Source organism: Flavobacterium sp. WC2430, from assembly GCF_040822075.1.
Classification (GTDB): domain Bacteria; phylum Bacteroidota; class Bacteroidia; order Flavobacteriales; family Flavobacteriaceae; genus Flavobacterium.
The window spans coordinates 1,468,788-1,485,570 of sequence record NZ_CP162007.1; the positions used below are offsets into that span (position 1 = coordinate 1,468,788).

20 protein-coding genes and 1 tRNA gene are annotated in these 16,783 nt (G+C 32.6%); 11 read left to right on the forward strand and 10 right to left on the reverse strand.

Features of this window, described 5'->3' with window-relative positions:
• Positions 1-247 precede the first annotated feature (247 nt).
• Entirely contained in the window at positions 248-550 is a 303-nt protein-coding gene (locus AB3G36_RS06280; RefSeq protein WP_367757089.1) for a winged helix-turn-helix transcriptional regulator, read from the reverse strand.
• A gap of 169 nt (positions 551-719) precedes the next feature.
• Here AB3G36_RS06280 and AB3G36_RS06285 point away from each other — a divergent pair, with 169 nt between their 5' ends.
• Entirely contained in the window at positions 720-1,679 is a 960-nt protein-coding gene (locus AB3G36_RS06285; protein ID WP_367757091.1) for an aldo/keto reductase, read from the forward strand.
• A gap of 54 nt (positions 1,680-1,733) precedes the next feature.
• On the opposite strand, the gene AB3G36_RS06290 is transcribed toward AB3G36_RS06285, so the two are convergent.
• The 8 genes from AB3G36_RS06290 to AB3G36_RS06325 form a co-directional block, all read right to left on the reverse strand.
• A tRNA-Val gene (locus AB3G36_RS06290) sits at positions 1,734-1,808 on the reverse strand.
• 207 nt (positions 1,809-2,015) lie between these two features.
• Positions 2,016-2,813, reverse strand: a complete 798-nt coding sequence (locus AB3G36_RS06295; RefSeq protein ID WP_367757093.1) for a hypothetical protein — start codon at positions 2,811-2,813, stop codon at positions 2,016-2,018.
• Positions 2,814-2,928: 115 nt separating this feature from the next.
• On the reverse strand, positions 2,929-4,164 hold the full coding sequence (locus tag AB3G36_RS06300) for a folylpolyglutamate synthase/dihydrofolate synthase family protein (RefSeq protein ID WP_367757095.1): 1,236 nt from the start codon (positions 4,162-4,164) through the stop codon (positions 2,929-2,931).
• 45 nt (positions 4,165-4,209) lie between these two features.
• Positions 4,210-5,007: an energy transducer TonB gene (locus tag AB3G36_RS06305; RefSeq protein ID WP_367757097.1), complete on the reverse strand. Its 798-nt coding sequence runs from the start codon at positions 5,005-5,007 to the stop codon at positions 4,210-4,212.
• 37 nt (positions 5,008-5,044) lie between these two features.
• Positions 5,045-5,437 (reverse strand): ExbD/TolR family protein, encoded by a 393-nt coding sequence (locus AB3G36_RS06310; protein WP_367757099.1) that lies wholly within the window; start codon positions 5,435-5,437, stop codon positions 5,045-5,047.
• A 36-nt stretch (positions 5,438-5,473) separates the two neighbouring features.
• Positions 5,474-6,178 carry a MotA/TolQ/ExbB proton channel family protein gene (locus AB3G36_RS06315; RefSeq protein WP_367757101.1) on the reverse strand — a complete coding sequence of 235 codons (705 nt, stop codon included), beginning with the start codon at positions 6,176-6,178 and terminating at the stop codon, positions 5,474-5,476.
• A 197-nt stretch (positions 6,179-6,375) separates the two neighbouring features.
• Positions 6,376-7,602, reverse strand: a complete 1,227-nt coding sequence (locus tag AB3G36_RS06320; protein WP_367757103.1) for a Glu/Leu/Phe/Val dehydrogenase dimerization domain-containing protein — start codon at positions 7,600-7,602, stop codon at positions 6,376-6,378.
• Positions 7,603-7,670: 68 nt separating this feature from the next.
• A complete protein-coding gene (locus AB3G36_RS06325; RefSeq protein WP_367757105.1) occupies positions 7,671-8,741 on the reverse strand; it encodes an anhydro-N-acetylmuramic acid kinase in 1,071 nt (356 codons plus the stop codon).
• Between the two features lie 88 nt (positions 8,742-8,829).
• On the opposite strand from AB3G36_RS06325, the gene AB3G36_RS06330 reads away from it, so the two are divergent.
• The 10 genes from AB3G36_RS06330 to AB3G36_RS06375 all read left to right on the forward strand — a co-directional run bounded on the left by AB3G36_RS06330 (position 8,830) and on the right by AB3G36_RS06375 (position 16,130).
• Positions 8,830-9,969 (forward strand): acyl-CoA dehydrogenase family protein, encoded by a 1,140-nt coding sequence (locus AB3G36_RS06330; RefSeq protein WP_367757107.1) that lies wholly within the window; start codon positions 8,830-8,832, stop codon positions 9,967-9,969.
• A 128-nt stretch (positions 9,970-10,097) separates the two neighbouring features.
• Entirely contained in the window at positions 10,098-10,775 is a 678-nt protein-coding gene (locus tag AB3G36_RS06335) for a Crp/Fnr family transcriptional regulator (protein WP_367757109.1), read from the forward strand.
• 80 nt (positions 10,776-10,855) lie between these two features.
• Positions 10,856-11,455 carry a peroxiredoxin-like family protein gene (locus tag AB3G36_RS06340; RefSeq protein ID WP_367757111.1) on the forward strand — a complete coding sequence of 200 codons (600 nt, stop codon included), beginning with the start codon at positions 10,856-10,858 and terminating at the stop codon, positions 11,453-11,455.
• Between the two features lie 2 nt (positions 11,456-11,457).
• A complete protein-coding gene (locus tag AB3G36_RS06345) occupies positions 11,458-12,357 on the forward strand; it encodes a hypothetical protein (RefSeq protein ID WP_367757113.1) in 900 nt (299 codons plus the stop codon).
• A 12-nt stretch (positions 12,358-12,369) separates the two neighbouring features.
• Positions 12,370-12,834, forward strand: a complete 465-nt coding sequence (locus AB3G36_RS06350) for a YHS domain-containing (seleno)protein (protein ID WP_367757115.1) — start codon at positions 12,370-12,372, stop codon at positions 12,832-12,834.
• Positions 12,835-12,844: 10 nt separating this feature from the next.
• The gene (locus tag AB3G36_RS06355; protein WP_367757117.1) at positions 12,845-13,234 is read left to right on the forward strand and encodes a DoxX family protein; all 390 of its coding nucleotides are present in this window, start codon (positions 12,845-12,847) and stop codon (positions 13,232-13,234) included.
• A gap of 1 nt (position 13,235) precedes the next feature.
• On the forward strand, positions 13,236-13,724 hold the full coding sequence (locus AB3G36_RS06360; protein WP_367757119.1) for a DinB family protein: 489 nt from the start codon (positions 13,236-13,238) through the stop codon (positions 13,722-13,724).
• Positions 13,712-14,422 carry an NRDE family protein gene (locus tag AB3G36_RS06365; RefSeq protein ID WP_367757120.1) on the forward strand — a complete coding sequence of 237 codons (711 nt, stop codon included), beginning with the start codon at positions 13,712-13,714 and terminating at the stop codon, positions 14,420-14,422. Before AB3G36_RS06360 ends, AB3G36_RS06365 begins: the two co-directional genes overlap by 13 nt.
• Before the next feature lie 11 nt (positions 14,423-14,433).
• Entirely contained in the window at positions 14,434-15,486 is a 1,053-nt protein-coding gene (locus tag AB3G36_RS06370; RefSeq protein WP_367757122.1) for a D-alanine--D-alanine ligase, read from the forward strand.
• Positions 15,487-15,491: 5 nt separating this feature from the next.
• Positions 15,492-16,130: a hypothetical protein gene (locus tag AB3G36_RS06375; RefSeq protein ID WP_367757124.1), complete on the forward strand. Its 639-nt coding sequence runs from the start codon at positions 15,492-15,494 to the stop codon at positions 16,128-16,130.
• On the opposite strand, the gene AB3G36_RS06380 is transcribed toward AB3G36_RS06375, so the two are convergent.
• Positions 16,123-16,692 (reverse strand): GNAT family acetyltransferase, encoded by a 570-nt coding sequence (locus AB3G36_RS06380; RefSeq protein WP_367757126.1) that lies wholly within the window; start codon positions 16,690-16,692, stop codon positions 16,123-16,125. The genes AB3G36_RS06375 and AB3G36_RS06380 overlap by 8 nt on opposite strands.
• Positions 16,693-16,783 lie beyond the last annotated feature (91 nt).

The following is a 16,783-nucleotide window of genomic DNA, read 5'->3' on the forward strand; positions in this document are numbered from 1 at the left end:
ATCAGCTAAGAACCTTGCGATGTTCGAATCAATTTTCTCAGTAAATATTGGTGTCGAGAAAGCTAAGTGATTTTTTTCGATTATTTCGAACCATAAAAAAACCTCTAAAATCAAAAGACTTTAGAGGTTGTTTAAAAATGGTGGTCCTTACGAACCTGTTTACGAACCATTTTATGCAGGATTTGAAGATACTTTCGATATAATTCGACAGTTAATATATTGTAAATAATAAGAATAATTTAAAAAATTACTCCTGTAAAACTATTAATTTTTCTAGTTCTTCTCGATGATCTTCGCCCCATTTGGCGGTAAATTCTATAGCCGGAATTAAAGATTCTCCCAAGGGTGTTAACTCATATTCAACCTTTAAAAGACGTTCGTTAAATATAATTTTAGAAATAATTCCGTGATCTATAAGTTGTTTCAGTTGTGTGTCCAAAACTCTCCTTGATGCCTTTGATATTTTGCGATGCAATTCTCCTGGCCGCTTTATACCCGAATAGATACTCCAGATTAAAGCTATTTTCCATTTTCCATTGATTACCTCCATAAATAGGTGTAAACCGCAATCCATCGAGACTGGTATCTTTTTTTGGTACATAGTAATTCATTTGAAATTCAAATATAAGTCAAAATAATATAGTATTGATATGGCTAAATTTAGCCGTACTTGTACAGATTGATACTTATATTTAATTTTGTTAAATAAAATAAATGCAATGAAACAAAAATTATTTGGAACAAAAACGGGGCTTTATGCAAGTGAAATCATTTTAGGTGCAGCAATGCTTGGAAATAGAAAAGGTTATGGATCTAGTATTGAAGATGCCAAGCAAATATTAACTGCGTATACAGATGCCGGCGGAAATTTTATAGATACATCCGACCGATATCAGCTTGGTGAGTCCGAAGAAATAATAGGTCAATTTATTGAAAAACAGCGCAGTAACTTTATAATTTGCACTAAATATACGCAAAGTAGCGAAGCCAATCCTGCAATCAGTAATTACGGAAATCACCGTAAAGCAATGAGACAAGCTGTGGAATCCAGCTTGCGAAGACTAAAAACGGATTATATTGATATTTATATGCCACATTTTGACGATGGTGTGACTCCTCTTGATGAAATTATGAGAGGCTTGGAGGATTTAGTTACTTCAGGAAAAGTACTGTATACCGGTTTAACAAACTTTCCTGCATGGAAAGCAGCTGCAATTGCAAACTCAATACCTTTAAGTGCAATTCAGATTGAATACAACTTATTGCAGCGAACAGCAGATCGCGAACTAATACCGATGGCTTCACAATTCGGTTTAGGAACAATGATGTATTCTCCATTAGCCGGCGGATTATTAACAGGTAAATATCGTAAGGGAGAAACTGGACGTATAAATGGTACATCAAATGAATACGACGAAGACAAATTAACAAAAGCTATAATTGATCAGCTTTTTCTAATTGCAAAAGAACTTAGCGTAACTCCGGGTCAGGTGGCTTTTGCTTGGGTCTTATCAAAAGAATCATTCCCGATAGTTGGAGCTCGTAAGGTTGAGCACTTAAATGATGGACTTAAAGCTGCTAACGTGCAATTAACAACAGATCAGATCCAACAGCTAGATCAGCTAACTGCTATTTCTCTAGGTTATCCACATGATCTATTGTTAAGCGTTAGAAGATAATTTTTCAAAATACAGCATAAAAAAAACTCCTTAATTTCTTAAGGAGTTTCTTTGTGGGCGATGAGGGGTTCGAACCCCCGACCCCCTCGGTGTAAACGAGGTGCTCTGAACCAGCTGAGCTAATCGCCCTAACACAATTTGTAAATTTTACATTTCCTTATTGCGAGTGCAAATATAGACTAGTTTTTCGCTTACGCAAAACATTTATATGAATATTTTTTTATTTTTTTTATTTGATTTATATCTTGTTGAATTTTAATTTGTTGGGATTTTAAAAACGAAATAAAAAAACTCCATTTGATCAAAGATAAGTGGAGTTTTAAAAGTTTCTAGGAATTATTTGGAAAGTGTGGGCTCATTATGGTACAAATAATCGCCATGTATTCCAGTAAAGGCCTTGTTTAATTCAGCAAAGAATGCTTTTCGATCTTCTTCTTTTGGCCATGCGAGTTGAATTAACTCATTTTGTTTGTCGTTAGCTTTTTCTAAATCAGATAAGGAATCGTATAAATAGGCTTCCAAGAAGTCTCTGCTATCAGATCCCCAGGAATGACGATGTGGATAGTATGCTTTTATATAGGGGTTGTTCAGTGTTACTTTTTCGTTGAATTCTTTTAACCCTTTTCCCTGTCCATTCAATGACAATTGAGATTTTCTAATATATACGATCATAGGCTCTTTTGATGTACTTTTAAGGTCTTTGCTTCCAGCAGCTACTGTAGTGTATATTTCATCTGAATGCATTGGACCATAATAACTAGTGTATTTGTCAAAAAAGGCCTTTCTGGATTTTTCATCAGGCCATCCTTTTTTAATCAAGTCATTAGAAATGTCATTGGCTTTCTCTATATCTTCCCATGTTTTGAATACTGAAACGAGTAAAACTTCGGAGCTATTTTCAGTGTAATAATGATTTAATAGTTCGGAGCCGATTATTAAATCATTCTTACTAGTTACTTTGTCAAAGTACTCTTGTTCTGTTTGTTTCCAATCTTTTCGATCAGTATCTAGGTTGCGATGTAAAGTGGTCACCGTAACAAATACGGGTTTTGGATCTTCTTGAGCATGTAGTTTGATACTCAATAGGAGCGTTAAAATTAACATTCCTAATACTAAATTTCTGCTTTTTTTCATGATAATTTTGTATTAAATGATTAATTACTAAAAACGAGTATTAAATTTAACACATTAACAGTCAGAAACTTAGATTTTTTTAAAATATTTTTTAACACAAAAATAGCTTTGTAATCTATATCCCTTTGTTTAAAGGTAATTCGGCAACTACAAAAGTGCTTCCGCCGATATAAATGAAATCATTTTTTGTAGCATTATTCTTAGCGGATTCGTATGCGTCTGTTACAGAGCGATATATGTTTCCGTGTAGATGGTGTTTCTCTGCTTTGGTTTGTAAGATTGTCGCTTCTAAACCACGGGGAATGTTGGGTTTACAAAAGTAGTAAATAGCGTCAATTGGGAATAAAGGTAGAATTTCATTCAAATCCTTGTCATTTACTACGCCAAGGACAATATGTAATTTCTCAAATGTTTCTTTTTCTATTTGATGTAGTACAATAGATAAACCTTCTTTATTATGAGCGGTATCACAAATGATTTTAGGGGAACTTCCTAATTGTTGCCATCTGCCTTGAAGTCCAGTATTTTTAACAACGTTCAATAATCCGTTTTCAATATTAACTTGGGTAAGACTAAATTCATTTTGCGTATTTAGAATACTGATTGTTTGAAGAACTGTTTTTTTATTGAATTCTTGATAGTCACCAATTAAATCAGATGGGAATGTTTTTGAAATTAAGTCCGAAGCAAAATAAATTTCAGAATTACATTCTGTAGCCTTTTTAATAAAGACTTCTTTTGTTTCAGGAGTATATTCTCCAATAACCACTGGAATTTCAGGTTTGATAATTCCTGCTTTTTCAAAGGCTACTGCTTCTAGCGTATTTCCTAAAAACTGCGTGTGATCTAATCCTATATTGGTAATTACGGATAGTAATGGGGTAATGATATTGGTCGCGTCGAGTCTTCCGCCCATTCCTACTTCGATAATGGCAATATCTACTTTTTCTTTCGAAAAATAATCAAATGCAAGACCAACACTCATTTCAAAAAAGCTGATTTCATTGGACTCAAAAAATGATTTATTTGTATTGATAAATTTGCAGACGAATTCTTCTGAAATATCTATTCCATTAATTTTTATGCGTTCTCTAAAATCTTTTAAGTGCGGGGAGGTGTATAGCCCTACTTTGTAACCAGCTTCTTGTAAAATGGAGGATAACATGTGTGAAGTGGATCCTTTTCCATTAGTGCCTGCTACATGAATGCATTTTAAATTTTTATGTGGATTAGCAAGATGATTAATCAGGAGGTGTGTGTTTGTTAAATCTTTTTTATAGGCCGATGCACCCTGAAGTTGATACATAGGAAGTTGATTGAACATCCATTCTGTAGTTTCTTGATAATTCATTTTATTGCAAAGTTTAGAAAATTGAGTTCAATTTTCAAATAAATATTATTCTCCTAATTTGAAGTTCACAGTGATGAAACCTATTTGTGTTTCGGGAGCATTTGAGTCAGGTTGCCATTTGTATTTTCTAGCTGTCGCTAATGCGGGTTCTACAAGACAAGGGTTTGTGTTTGTTGTTCCTTTGGTATATTTTGCAGCAACGACATTTCCGTTTCGATTAACAGTTATTTGAACGACAACTGTTCCAAATTCATTACATTTTTGTACTTCTTTACCTCTAGAACTAATGCTTCTTCCATTTAAACCCCATCCGCTACCATTTCCTGTTCCTGTTCCAGAACCGTAGTAGCTGTTGGCATAAGGATCTCCGTTTAAGCTTCCTTTGTCGCCTGCTACATTGTCATTTCCTTCTCCTCCTTTGGCTTTTCCATCGGATTTAGGGCCGTTTATTAAACTAGATAGGGCATCTGAAGTGCTTTTTGAAGGTTTCGGGTTTTCTTTCGGTTTTGGTTTTACCTCTTCGGTAGCAACTTGTTTAGTGGGTTGCGCTTTTTTAACCTGTTTGATAACAACTGCTTCTTCAATATCTTGAGCTAGTATTTCGTCTTCACTAGATGCAGCCTGCTTGGCAGCTGTAGGTTGTGGTGCTGATTGAACGGCTTCGGTAGGTTGAATGTCTCCAGACCCAAACTCTGAGGTTCCAAAATTGATTGCTATTCCATTTTCTGGTGGTGGATCTAAAGAGGTTAGTCCTAAATAAAAAAACAAGATGAACATTAACACAAAAAGAACTGATGTGATAACGAATGACTTTTTTTCTTCTTCTGTTTCTAAATATTTCATGTAGAATAGATCTGTTTTTTTTGAAATGCAAATAAAATTATTTTGGCCTAACAGCCAAAACTACTTTGATTTGGTTTCTGTTTGCAATATCCAAAACGTTTACGGCTTTTTCGATTGGCACTCCTTCTTCAGCTCTTAGAATAATAGCTTTGGTTTTATCAGCAGAAAATAATGCTAATAATTTTGATTCTAATTCAGTTTCGGAAACAGGTTCTTTATCAATAAAAAACTCTAATTTTTTATTGATACTTACGGCAATATTTTTATTACTATCCGTTTTTCCTTTTGCTTTTGGTAGTACTAAATCTAAAGCATTAGTGGTTACCATGGTGGATGTTAGCATAAAGAAAATAAGTAATAAGAACACAATATCAGTCATAGATGACATATTGAATTCGGCACTTACTTTATTTCGTCCTCTTAAATTCATAAGTAGATTTTATTTTTTTTATTAAAATGCTTAGTTTTAAGCAGGATCGTTTAATAAATCCAAAAAGTCAACCGCATTTGCCTCCATTTGGTGAACAATTTTATCCGTTTTTACTACTAGGTGGTTGTACCCTACAAAAGCAATAATTCCAACTACTAGCCCAACAACAGTTGTTGTCATAGCAGTATAGATACCTTCAGAAAGTGCACCAACTTCAATTTGACCTCCAGCTGTTGCCATTTTATGAAATGCTTGAATCATACCTACAACGGTTCCTAAGAAACCAGTCATTGGACCTGCTCCAGAAATAGTTGCTAGCATACTTACGTTTTTTTCAAGCTTATAAATTTCTAGTTTTCCGGCGTTTTCTATTGCAGTATTGATGTCATCAAGAGGTTTTCCAATTCTTGAAATTCCTTTTTCAATTAATCGTGCAACAGGAGATTTAGAATGGGCACAAGCTATTTTAGCATTGTCAATGCGACCATTTTTAATATTTTCTTTAACTTGACCCATGAAATTCACATCGATTTTTGATGCTGCATTGATAGCCATTAAGCGTTCGAAATAAAGGTATAGCGCTACAAAAAACATTAGGAATAAAGAGGTCATAATGATCTGACCAGCTAATCCTCCGCTAGTTATTAATTCAATTATAGATAAAGTTTTTTCTACAGGAACCGTTTCGGCTAAACTTTCACGAGCAACAGATAAGGTATCTGCTTGTAACAATATGTTCATAAAATTTTCTTTATTATGGAAACGCTAATATATTATAAAAATTGTTATTTTTTAGGATAAAAATGGTAAACAAATATTAATTGTTTTTGCTGTTTATTTTAGTTTAAATGTAAAAAGTCCGTTTGATAGATTCGGTTTAAAACGGATCTGTCAAACGGACTTAAAATGAATTAATATTGCCTTTTTAATCTATTAAATTACACTAATTGTTTTAAAGCAATTTCAAATGCAGTAGCACTAATGTTTGTTTTAGAATTGTTTAAAGCATGTGCTTTTACAATGGCATTTTTTATAATTTCTGATGTGTCTTGAAAAATAGCTTCATCAGTCATTTGTACTTTCTTTTCCATGAAATAAGCAAAAACTCTAGCCATTCCGCAATTTGAAATGAAATCAGGAATCAAACTTACTTTATGATCTACATCTTCCATGATTGGTCCAAAAAATATTTCTTTATCAGCAAATGGAACGTTAGCACCACAAGAAATTACTTCTAATCCACTCGCAATTAAACTGTCAATTTGAGATTGAGCAACTAAGCGAGAAGCAGCGCATGGGGTGAAAATTTCAGCGCCAATTGTCCATATTTTTTGATTTATTTCCTCAAAAGGAATCATGTTTTTAGCAACTAATTTATTCCCGTCTTTATTAAGGAATAATTCTTTTATTTCTTCAAATGTGAATCCTTCTTCATTGATTAATCCACCGTCTCTATCGATAATACCAATTACTTTAGCACCCATTTCGGCCAAATAGAATGCAGCAGCTGAACCTACATTTCCAAAACCTTGTACAATTGCTTTCTTTCCTTTTACATCGCCACCATAAGTAGCATAATAATGACGAACTGCTTCGGCAACACCAAAACCAGTAATCATATCGGCAATCGTATATTTTCTTGCAACGTCTGGAGAGAATTTTGGATTTTCTATAACTTTAACTACTCCTTGACGTAATTGACCTATTCTATTTATTTTATCAGCTTCGGTAGGTTTAAAGTGACCGTTAAAAACCCCTTCTTGTGGATGCCAAACGCCACATTCCTCTGTCATTGGAATAACTTCGTGAATTTCATCAACATTTAAATCACCACCAGTTCCATAATAACTTTTTAATAATGGAGAAACGGCTTTGTACCAGCGTTGTAAAACCCCTTTTTTTCTAGGGTCATTTGGGTCAAAATTAATACCAGATTTGGCACCACCAATTGCTGGGCCAGAAACTGTAAATTTTACTTCCATCGTTTTTGCTAACGACAAAACTTCATTTATATCCAATCCTTTTCTCATTCTTGTTCCACCACCAGCAGCACCACCACGCAACGAGTTAATCACAGTCCAGCCTTCTGCATCTGTTTCAGTGTCTTTCCAATTGAATACAATGACTGGTTCTTTATTTTCAAATTTCTTCAGTAAATCTTTCATTTTGTTGCGATATGTTTAATTTGTACAAATATAAAAAATAGAATAATGCGAATTATGTATTTGTGTATTTATTTTGCATAGTAAATTTTTCCAGAACTATGGTCCTTTTTTGCTCCCGTTACACTTGATAATACGTTGATTTCATTACGTAATTTCAATACGCCTAGTAAAGCAAAGATCAGTGCTTCTTTAAATTCTAGAATTTTGGGACTAGGAATTATGATTTCTATTTTGGGTAAGTGATATTGAATTCTCTCTATTAGAAAATCATTATAAGCTCCGCCGCCAGTTATGAAAAAACTTCCTGTTTTAGTTGGTAGTGCTAAAGAAATTTGTAGCGCTACATGTTCTGTGAAAGTATGTAATTTGTCTTCTATAGTAATAGTGAAACTTTCAATCAAGGGTAAAACAGTTTCTTTTACAAATTCAAAACCTAAGGATTTAGGATGTTTTTTTTGATAAAAATCCAATTCATTTAGTTGCTTTAAAAGCGCTTCATTGGTATTTCCGGATCTTGATATTTCCCCTTTATCATCGTAATTGAATCCCAATTGATTGGCGTAGTAATTTAATACGGTGTTAACTGGTGAAATATCAAAAGCAATACGTTGATTATTTTCTTCGAATGAAATATTAGAAAATCCACCTAAATTCATGCAATAATCGTATTCTGAAAACAAAATACGATCCCCAATAGGAACTAATGGAGCACCTTGACCGCCTAGTTGAACATCTTGGACTCTAAAATCACAAACAACAGTCTGATTAATTAAAGAAGCAATTTCAGGTAAATTTCCTATTTGTAAGGTGAAGCCTTTTTGAGGTTGATGTAAAATAGTGTGTCCATGGGAACTGACAGCATCAAGATTTTCAATTTTATTTATTTTTATAAAATTTGAAATAATAGTAGCGAGAAGGGTAGTGTAATCTTGATTTAATTTTTCTAATTTAGTTGTCGAATAATCTACTGCTGATTTTAAAGAATTGATCCAATTTGAGTCATAAGAAATAGTTTCAGATTCTAGGATTTTAAAATTCCATTTGTTATTTTCGACAGTGAAGATTATTTGTGATAAATCGACTCCGTCTAGAGAAGTGCCTGACATGACACCTATAATATTATACTTTTCTTTTAACATTGGCTTAATTTACGAAATCGTTTGAAATATGATTTATAATAATTACTTTTGGCAACAAATTTAACAACATTTAATTTACAATAAAAATATGGATTTTAATCTTACCGAAGAGCATTTAATGATTCAACAAGCGGCAAAAGATTTTGCTAATACTGAATTGTTGGGTGGAGTTGTAGAAAGAGACGAGCATTCAAAGTTTCCTACTGAACAGGTGAAAATGATGGCTGAGCTTGGGTTTTTGGGAATGATGGTCGATCCTAAATATGGTGGGTCAGGATTAGATAGTATTTCTTATGTTTTAGCAATTACTGAAATTGCAAAAGTAGATGCTTCAGCTGCGGTTATCATGTCAGTAAATAATTCATTGGTTTGTGCGGGTATTGAAAAATATTGCAATGAAGAACAAAAAATGAAATATTTAGTGCCTTTAGCTAAAGGGGAGGTAATTGGTGCTTTTTGTTTATCGGAGCCAGAAGCGGGTTCTGATGCTACTTCACAAAAAACAACTGCAATAGATAAAGGAGATTATTATTTACTTAACGGTACAAAAAACTGGATTACTAATGGATCTTCGGCATCAACTTATATTGTAATTGCTCAAACGGATATTGAAAAAGGACATAAAGGAATCAATGCTTTTATAGTTGAAAAAGGGTGGGCTGGTTTTGATATTGGTCCAAAGGAAAAGAAAATGGGAATTCGTGGATCTGATACTCATTCATTACTATTTAATGATGTGAAAGTTCCAAAAGAAAATAGAATTGGAGAAGATGGATTTGGATTCAATTTTGCCATGTCTGTTTTAAATGGAGGAAGAATTGGAATTGCTTCTCAAGCCTTAGGAATTGCAACAGGAGCTTATGAATTAGCATTAAAATATTCGCAAGAGCGTAAAGCTTTTGGAAAAGAAATTTTCAAACACCAAGCTATTGCTTTCAAATTAGCTGATATGGCAACTCAAATTATGGCTGCCAAATTGTTAGTTCTTAAAGCGGCATCTGAGAAAGATGAAGGTAAGGATATTTCACAATCTGGAGCTATGGCTAAATTGTTTGCTTCACAAACCGCTATGGATACTACAATTGAAGCAGTACAAATTCACGGTGGGAATGGTTACGTATCCGAATATCATGTAGAACGTATGATGCGCGATGCTAAAATTACTCAAATCTATGAAGGGACATCTGAAATACAACGAATTGTAATTTCAAGAACGTTAGTTTCCTGAATTTTATAAAATATTTTTTTTTAACCATTAAGGGGTAAGTAGTTGAGATGTAAATCATCTTAATGGTCTTATTTCTTAGTGGTTTTTTAATTCTAAAAAAGTGTACATTTACCCAAAAGTTTCCTTTTATGTACGATGATTTAAAATATTGGTACTTGCGCGATCATAAATTATTCCGGACTTTAAGTTTTGGACAAATCAAGCAATTGTGTATTATTACGGGGTTTAAAAAGGCTCAAAAAGGAGAGGTTATTTATTTCAGTTCTTCAGATGTGCCTCGAATTTTTCTTTTGAAAAAAGGGAACATAAAAATAGTGGCAGTAGACGAAGAGGGAAATGAAACCATAAAAGACATTATTCAAAAAGGCGATTTGTTTGGGGAACTAACTTTAGAATCCGACAATCAAGCCAATGAGTACGCCAAAGTATTATCTGATGATGTAGCTATTTGCAGTTTTTTACTATCGGATTTTGAAGATCTATTATTGAGCAATCCTAGTTTGGCTTTATCCTATACTAAATTTGTAGGTTTGAAAATGAAGCGAATAAAAAACAGCTACTCTAATTTGATTTCTAAAGATGCCAAAACCAGACTACTATTGTTTTTAAAAGACTGGGGTGAAAGCGAAGGAAAAAGAACGGGTAACCGAATTGTGATTGAAAATTATTTGACTCAAAACGATATTGCTCAAATCATTTGTACTTCAAGACAAACCGCTACTCAGTTATTGAATGAAATGGAAACGAACGGTATAATTGCCTACAACAGAAAAGAAATAATTATAACGGATATAAATAATTTGTAGTTATTTTTATTGAATTGCAAACTAGGCGACAATTGCTTCTTAAATTACATAGTAGTTTTGTATTAATAAAATGAAACACTATGAAAAAATTATTTAGCCTTGCTTTATTTGCAATAGTATCGCTTGTAAATGCCCAAAATGAATTGCCTAAAACGGCAACAGATATTTCACCTTTGTTAATTGGTGAGAAAATCCCAGATGTTATCTTGAAATCAGTCGATAATCAAGATGTTAATTTAGCCTCCCTATTTAGTAATAAAAAAACTGTTTTAGTTTTTTATCGTGGTGGATGGTGTCCATATTGTAATCTACATTTATCCGCTTTAGGTGAAGCCGAAGCAGCATTAATAGCTTTAGGATACCAAATAATAGCAATTAGTCCAGATTCTCCAACAAGTTTGAAAGCTACTGTAGAAAAAGATAAAGTAAATTACCTTTTATTATCTGATAGTAATGGAAAGCTTGCAAAAACGATGGGAATTGCTTTTGAAGCTCCAGAAAATTACAAATCTATGTTGGCTAAAAGTTCTGATGGTGTAAATAGTAGTTTTTTGCCCGTTCCCTCTGTTTTTATTTTGAATGTAAATAAGGAAATCGAATTTGAATTTATTACTCCGGATTTTAAACATAGAATTACAAATGATCTTTTGATTGCAGCTGCTAAATCTTTAAAAGAATAGAAATGAAAAATTATTTTTTTGTTTTGATACTGGTTACTGTTTCTACTTTTGGCTACGCCCAAGGTTGTAGTGATGCAGGAATATGTTCAATAGGACATGGTTTTCAAAGTGACGAAAAAGAATTAAAAAATAGTGTAGGAATTGCTTCTGTTTTTGGTGATGGTGAGGCTGATGTAACCTATTTTTCTCCATTTATTTCCTATACTAGAAAAATAAATGAAAACTGGGCGCTGAGTAGTAAGGTGACATTTTCTAGTGCCAATGGTGCATTTGGAACTTCAACTTCATTAGGAGATGCATTTCTGTCAGGGAATTATACCTTTGAAACAAAGAATAATAAACAATGGAGTACATTATTCGGTTTTAAAATTCCTTTCACAAATTCCGATTTAAAAATTGATGGAAATTCACTGCCATTAGATTATCAATCAAGTTTGGGAACTTATGATTTATTTATTGGAGGGAATTTTAAATATAATAATTGGGATTTTAATTCAGCTATTCAAATCCCAGTAATAAATAATAATAAAAACTCCTATTTTAAAGAGTTTTCAGGCACTAATGATTTTCCGTCTACAAATAGGTTTGAACGTAGGTCAGATGCATTGTTTCGAACAACTTATACGCTAAAAACTGCCAATAAAAAATTTATCTTTAAACCGAATGTTTTATTTATTTATCATCTAGGAGAGGATAGTTATGAGACTATTCAGGGAGATAGAGAAAAAATAAAAGGGTCAGATGGTTTAACTATTAACGGGAATTTATTAACCACATATGTAATAAATAATCATAACAGTATAGAGCTCTCAATGGCAACTCCATTTGTAATTAGGGATATCCGTCCAGATGGTTTGACAAGGGCTTACGTTGTTAGTATTCAGTATAATATAATATTTTAATTGATTTGTAAGATGAAAAACCGTATTTTAATTGCCGCAATATTTTGTTTGATTTCTTTATTATCATTTGCACAAAATGAGAGTAAAAGACTAACACAATTTAATCTAGAAAAGAAAGTAGCTATTCAAGGCTACGATCCTGTTGCTTATTTTAAACAAGGTAAAGCAGTAAAAGGGAAAAAAGAATTGGGATCTATTTATGAAGGAGTGAATTATTATTTCTCATCAGTAGAAAACAAAGATGCTTTTGCAAAAAGCCCAATGACTTACGAACCACAATATGGAGGTTGGTGTGCATTTGCAATGGGAGATTCTGGTGAAAAAGTCGAAATTGATCCCGCAACATTTAAAATTGTTGAAGGTAAATTATACTTGTTTTATAATGCCTATTTTAACAATACATTGAAAAGCTGGAATAAAGATCAATCCAATTTGAAGGCAAAAGCCGATACAAACTGGAAGAAGTTTTTTAAATAAAAATAAAATTATGAAATCACCACTGATAACTTGGTTATTGCGCCTTATTGTTGCAGTAATTCTAATTCAAACTTTGTATTTTAAATTTACTGGTGCCGAAGAAAGTGTTTATATTTTCTCTACTTTAGGGATGGAACCTTATGGAAGAATAGGCTCAGGGATTGCCGAATTGATAGCGTCGATTTTAATTGTGTATCCAAAAACAACTTGGATTGGGGCATTAATAGGCATGGGAGTAATGATAGGTGCTATTGCATCTCATTTATTTGTTTTGGGTATAGAAGTGCAAAATGACGGGGGAACTCTTTTTATTTTGGCTCTAATTACCTTTATTTGTTGTTCTCTTTTGGTTTATCAAAATAAGAATACAATACTCAATTTGTTAAAATTAAAATTGTAATATGCTGATACCTTCTATAAATACGAGCTTGAATGAATTGGTAGATTTGCTTGTTCAACTCCCAGATTCTGAATATGCTAAGCCTTGTGTTTCGCTAAGTGATTCTACTATTGGCGAACATACGAGGCACATTATCGAGATGTTTCAGTGTCTTGAGAATAATTATAATTTGGGGATAGTGAATTATGATAAAAGACCACGGAACAAATTAATTCAAACCGATACTGATTTTGCCATATCTCAAATTAAAATGGTCCAAAATTCATTGGAAAAAGAAAATAAAAAGTTAGAATTACAGCAAATAATTGATAGTGAAGAGCTTCGTATTGAGAGTAATTATTTCAGAGAATTGCTTTATAATTTGGAACATTGTATCCATCATCAGGCTTTAATAAAAGTGGCGATTTTACAAATTGATACTATTGAAGTAGATGTCAATTTTGGAGTGGCACGTTCAACAATTGAATATAGAAATCAATGTGCACAGTAAGTTTTGTAAAAGTGGATAACAAAGTCATCATTACCTCCAATCGCGATGAAAAGGTGATAAGGCCCAGTGCAATTAAGCCCAAAAATTACATAGTAAAAGGCAAAAATGTCATTTATCCAAAAGACCCAAAAGCGGGAGGGACTTGGTACGCAGTGGATGACGATGGGACTATTTTGGTTTTATTGAATGGTGCCAATGAAAAACATATCCCAAAGCTTCCCTATAGAAGAAGCCGTGGTTTAATTGTTTTAGATATCATAAGCGAAGTATCCCCAAAGGATTTCTGGAATGAGATTGATTTAGATAACATTGAACCTTTTACTTTAGTTTTATTTCAAAATGGGGCGCTTTTTCAATTAAGATGGAACGGTTTAAAAAAAGAGGAGGTTGTTTTAAATGCAGATGATAGACACATCTGGTCTTCGGCTACTTTGTATTCCGATGAAATTAGAAAAGAAAGAGCAGATTTGTTTTATACCTTCTTGGAGGAGAATGGGGCAATTTCAGAAAAAGAAATGTACCAGTATCATCGCTATACAGATAAAGACAATCATCAAAATGGGTTGGTTATCAATCGAAATAATGAAATGAAAACGCTAAGTATTACGCAAGCCATAACTGAACAAAATAAGGTCGCTATTCGTCATTATGATTTAATATCCCAAAAAGAATCGTGCACTTCATTTATTATAATTTAAAAATTCCCTAAGTGATATTTAATAGAAATTCTAAATTACTACTACACAAGATAACCCATTGGGAATATTGGCCTTTCCAATTGGTCTATATTCCTATTTATTTTCAATGGGCTTTTTACGCTATAAAAGCAAAATCAATTTTTTTCTTTAATGCGTCTAATCCCACGATAAAAAATGGAGGATTTATTATGGAATCTAAAAAAGCGATTTATGATTTAATCCCTCAAAAATATTATCCCAAAACGGAATTAATTAGAGAAGGGACTTCATTAGAATCAATAGAAAATACAATTAAATCCTCGGGGATAAAATATCCTTTGATCGCTAAACCTGATATTGGTTTGCGTGGTTCAGGAGTTAAGAAAATTGAAACTATTACTGATTTAAAGCAATATGCCTCCAAAGCCAATTTTGATTATGTAATCCAAGACTTAATTCCGTTTCAAAATGAAGTTGGGATTTTCTATGTACGATACCCCAATCAAAAATCAGGAAAAATTACAGGAATTGTTTCCAAAGAATTTTTAATTATTACAGGAAACGGTATTGCAACAATCGAAGAGTTAATAAAGGAAAATCCGCGTTATGAATTGCAATTAAAAGTACTACAGCAGGAATACGGTAATCGTTTATTAACCGTTTTAGCTGTAGGTGAAAAAATGAATCTTGTTCCCTACGGCAATCATGCCAGAGGGGCTAAGTTTATTGATGGGAGTGACTGGATAACTCCAAAATTGGAAGCCGTTATTAATGAAATGTGCTTGCAAATACCAGGCTTTTATTTTGGGAGATTGGATGTCATGTATAATACGATTGAAGAATTAGAAAACGGAAAAAACTTTTCGATAGTGGAATTAAATGGAGCAGCCAGTGAGCCAACGCATATTTATGATCCCAAACATTCTTTGTTTTTTGCTTGGAAAGAACTATCACGACACATTAGTTATATGTTTGAAATTAGTGTTGCCAACAATAAAAATGGGGTTCCATATCTTGATCATAAAGTAGGGATGAAAGAATACAGATTGCATCTAGAACAGAGCAATAAAATTGTCAATTTTTAACAGCAATGAAAATAATAAAGAATATTCTTGTGGGGTTTGTTGTGAGCTTCTTGGGTTCTATTCCACTGGGATATTTGAATTTTATAGGCTTTGAAATTTACACTGAATTTGGAATAAATAATTTACTTTTATATTTATTAGGTGTTATTTTTATTGAAGCTCTAGTCATTTATTTCACTTTAATTTTTGCTGCTAAATTAGCCAATAATAAAAAATTGATGAAGGTAATTGACATCTTTGGTATTTTCTTTTTGTTGCTTTTGGCCTATTCCTTCTACTCTCATTCTACTCAATCTGTTTCGAATCAACATTATTTAGAAAAATACATTATCTATTCTCCTGTTGTAATCGGTTTATTTTTAAGTAGCATTAACTTTTTGCAGCTTCCCTTTTGGACGGGTTGGAATTTGTATTTGATAAATGGAAAATATATTCATGTGAATGGAAAATGGAAGTTTTTTTACATTCTAGGAACGCTAATAGGAACTTTTTTAGGAATGCTAGCTTTGGTTTTTTTCTTGAATACAATATCTCAAAACGCAGATAGCTTCTCTAAATACTTAATACCTGTTATAATTCCAATGCTCTTTATCGTTATGGCTTGTTTACAAAGCTATAAAGTTTTTAAAAAATATATTAAATAGCTTTTTTCATGTTATAAGCCAAAATGAAGTAGTCATTACTATTGAATTGAAAATCGCCAATAACAGTCCATTGTAATTTTTCACTATGGGCTTTTAAGGAAGGGATATTCTTTTTATTGATAAATGTCAAAGCCAATGGGTAACGTTCCACAATATGGCTTCTCATGAATTCAAAAAGAGGTCTGATTAATCCTTTGCCACGATAGTCCGCATGAATGCATATAGGACCGTATTGAAAACTATTGGTTGTAGTAATAGTATTAAAATCTTGAAAAGTAAGATTTGGAAATAAGGAACTCATGTATTTAAAAATGGGCCATTGGTTAAAAAAAGTCCAGCTTTCTGCAAAAATATAAGCGATGACTTTTTGATTGTCTTTGGCAATAAATAAACCTTTATTTTCTATGACTTCAGTCAACTGAGCATTTGTAAATGGCGTTGTCACAAAACCAAATTCTTTTTCGGCTTCTGTTAAATTAGAAACTAAATATAATTCTTGTAATGATAAAACACCGTCGATGTCTTGAAGTGACGCAATTTCTAATGGGATGTTTTCGGTCATTTTAAAGGAATTTAGTAGCGTTATTTTTTTGCAAAAATAAAAATAATTTGAGATTTTTTTATATTCAGATGAAAAATAATCACTTGTTTTA

Excerpts from the sequence above, each read along its gene's own strand:
- AB3G36_RS06340 (WP_367757111.1), top strand. The coding sequence starts at position 10,856 with ATGAAAAAATTATTTAGCCTTGCTTTATTTGCAATAGTATCGCTTGTA.
- AB3G36_RS06320 (WP_367757103.1), bottom strand. The coding sequence starts at position 7,602 with ATGAAAGATTTACTGAAGAAATTTGAAAATAAAGAACCAGTCATTGTA.
- AB3G36_RS06310 (WP_367757099.1), bottom strand. The coding sequence starts at position 5,437 with ATGAATTTAAGAGGACGAAATAAAGTAAGTGCCGAATTCAATATGTCA.
- AB3G36_RS06345 (WP_367757113.1), top strand. The coding sequence starts at position 11,458 with ATGAAAAATTATTTTTTTGTTTTGATACTGGTTACTGTTTCTACTTTT.
- AB3G36_RS06315 (WP_367757101.1), bottom strand. The coding sequence starts at position 6,178 with ATGAACATATTGTTACAAGCAGATACCTTATCTGTTGCTCGTGAAAGT.
- AB3G36_RS06365 (WP_367757120.1), top strand. The coding sequence starts at position 13,712 with ATGTGCACAGTAAGTTTTGTAAAAGTGGATAACAAAGTCATCATTACC.
- AB3G36_RS06285 (WP_367757091.1), top strand. The coding sequence starts at position 720 with ATGAAACAAAAATTATTTGGAACAAAAACGGGGCTTTATGCAAGTGAA.
- AB3G36_RS06330 (WP_367757107.1), top strand. The coding sequence starts at position 8,830 with ATGGATTTTAATCTTACCGAAGAGCATTTAATGATTCAACAAGCGGCA.
- AB3G36_RS06300 (WP_367757095.1), bottom strand. The coding sequence starts at position 4,164 with ATGAATTATCAAGAAACTACAGAATGGATGTTCAATCAACTTCCTATG.
- AB3G36_RS06280 (WP_367757089.1), bottom strand. The coding sequence starts at position 550 with ATGGAGGTAATCAATGGAAAATGGAAAATAGCTTTAATCTGGAGTATC.
- AB3G36_RS06295 (WP_367757093.1), bottom strand. The coding sequence starts at position 2,813 with ATGAAAAAAAGCAGAAATTTAGTATTAGGAATGTTAATTTTAACGCTC.
- AB3G36_RS06305 (WP_367757097.1), bottom strand. The coding sequence starts at position 5,007 with ATGAAATATTTAGAAACAGAAGAAGAAAAAAAGTCATTCGTTATCACA.
- AB3G36_RS06375 (WP_367757124.1), top strand. The coding sequence starts at position 15,492 with ATGAAAATAATAAAGAATATTCTTGTGGGGTTTGTTGTGAGCTTCTTG.
- AB3G36_RS06350 (WP_367757115.1), top strand. The coding sequence starts at position 12,370 with ATGAAAAACCGTATTTTAATTGCCGCAATATTTTGTTTGATTTCTTTA.
- AB3G36_RS06335 (WP_367757109.1), top strand. The coding sequence starts at position 10,098 with ATGTACGATGATTTAAAATATTGGTACTTGCGCGATCATAAATTATTC.
- AB3G36_RS06360 (WP_367757119.1), top strand. The coding sequence starts at position 13,236 with ATGCTGATACCTTCTATAAATACGAGCTTGAATGAATTGGTAGATTTG.
- AB3G36_RS06380 (WP_367757126.1), bottom strand. The coding sequence starts at position 16,692 with ATGACCGAAAACATCCCATTAGAAATTGCGTCACTTCAAGACATCGAC.
- AB3G36_RS06325 (WP_367757105.1), bottom strand. The coding sequence starts at position 8,741 with ATGTTAAAAGAAAAGTATAATATTATAGGTGTCATGTCAGGCACTTCT.
- AB3G36_RS06355 (WP_367757117.1), top strand. The coding sequence starts at position 12,845 with ATGAAATCACCACTGATAACTTGGTTATTGCGCCTTATTGTTGCAGTA.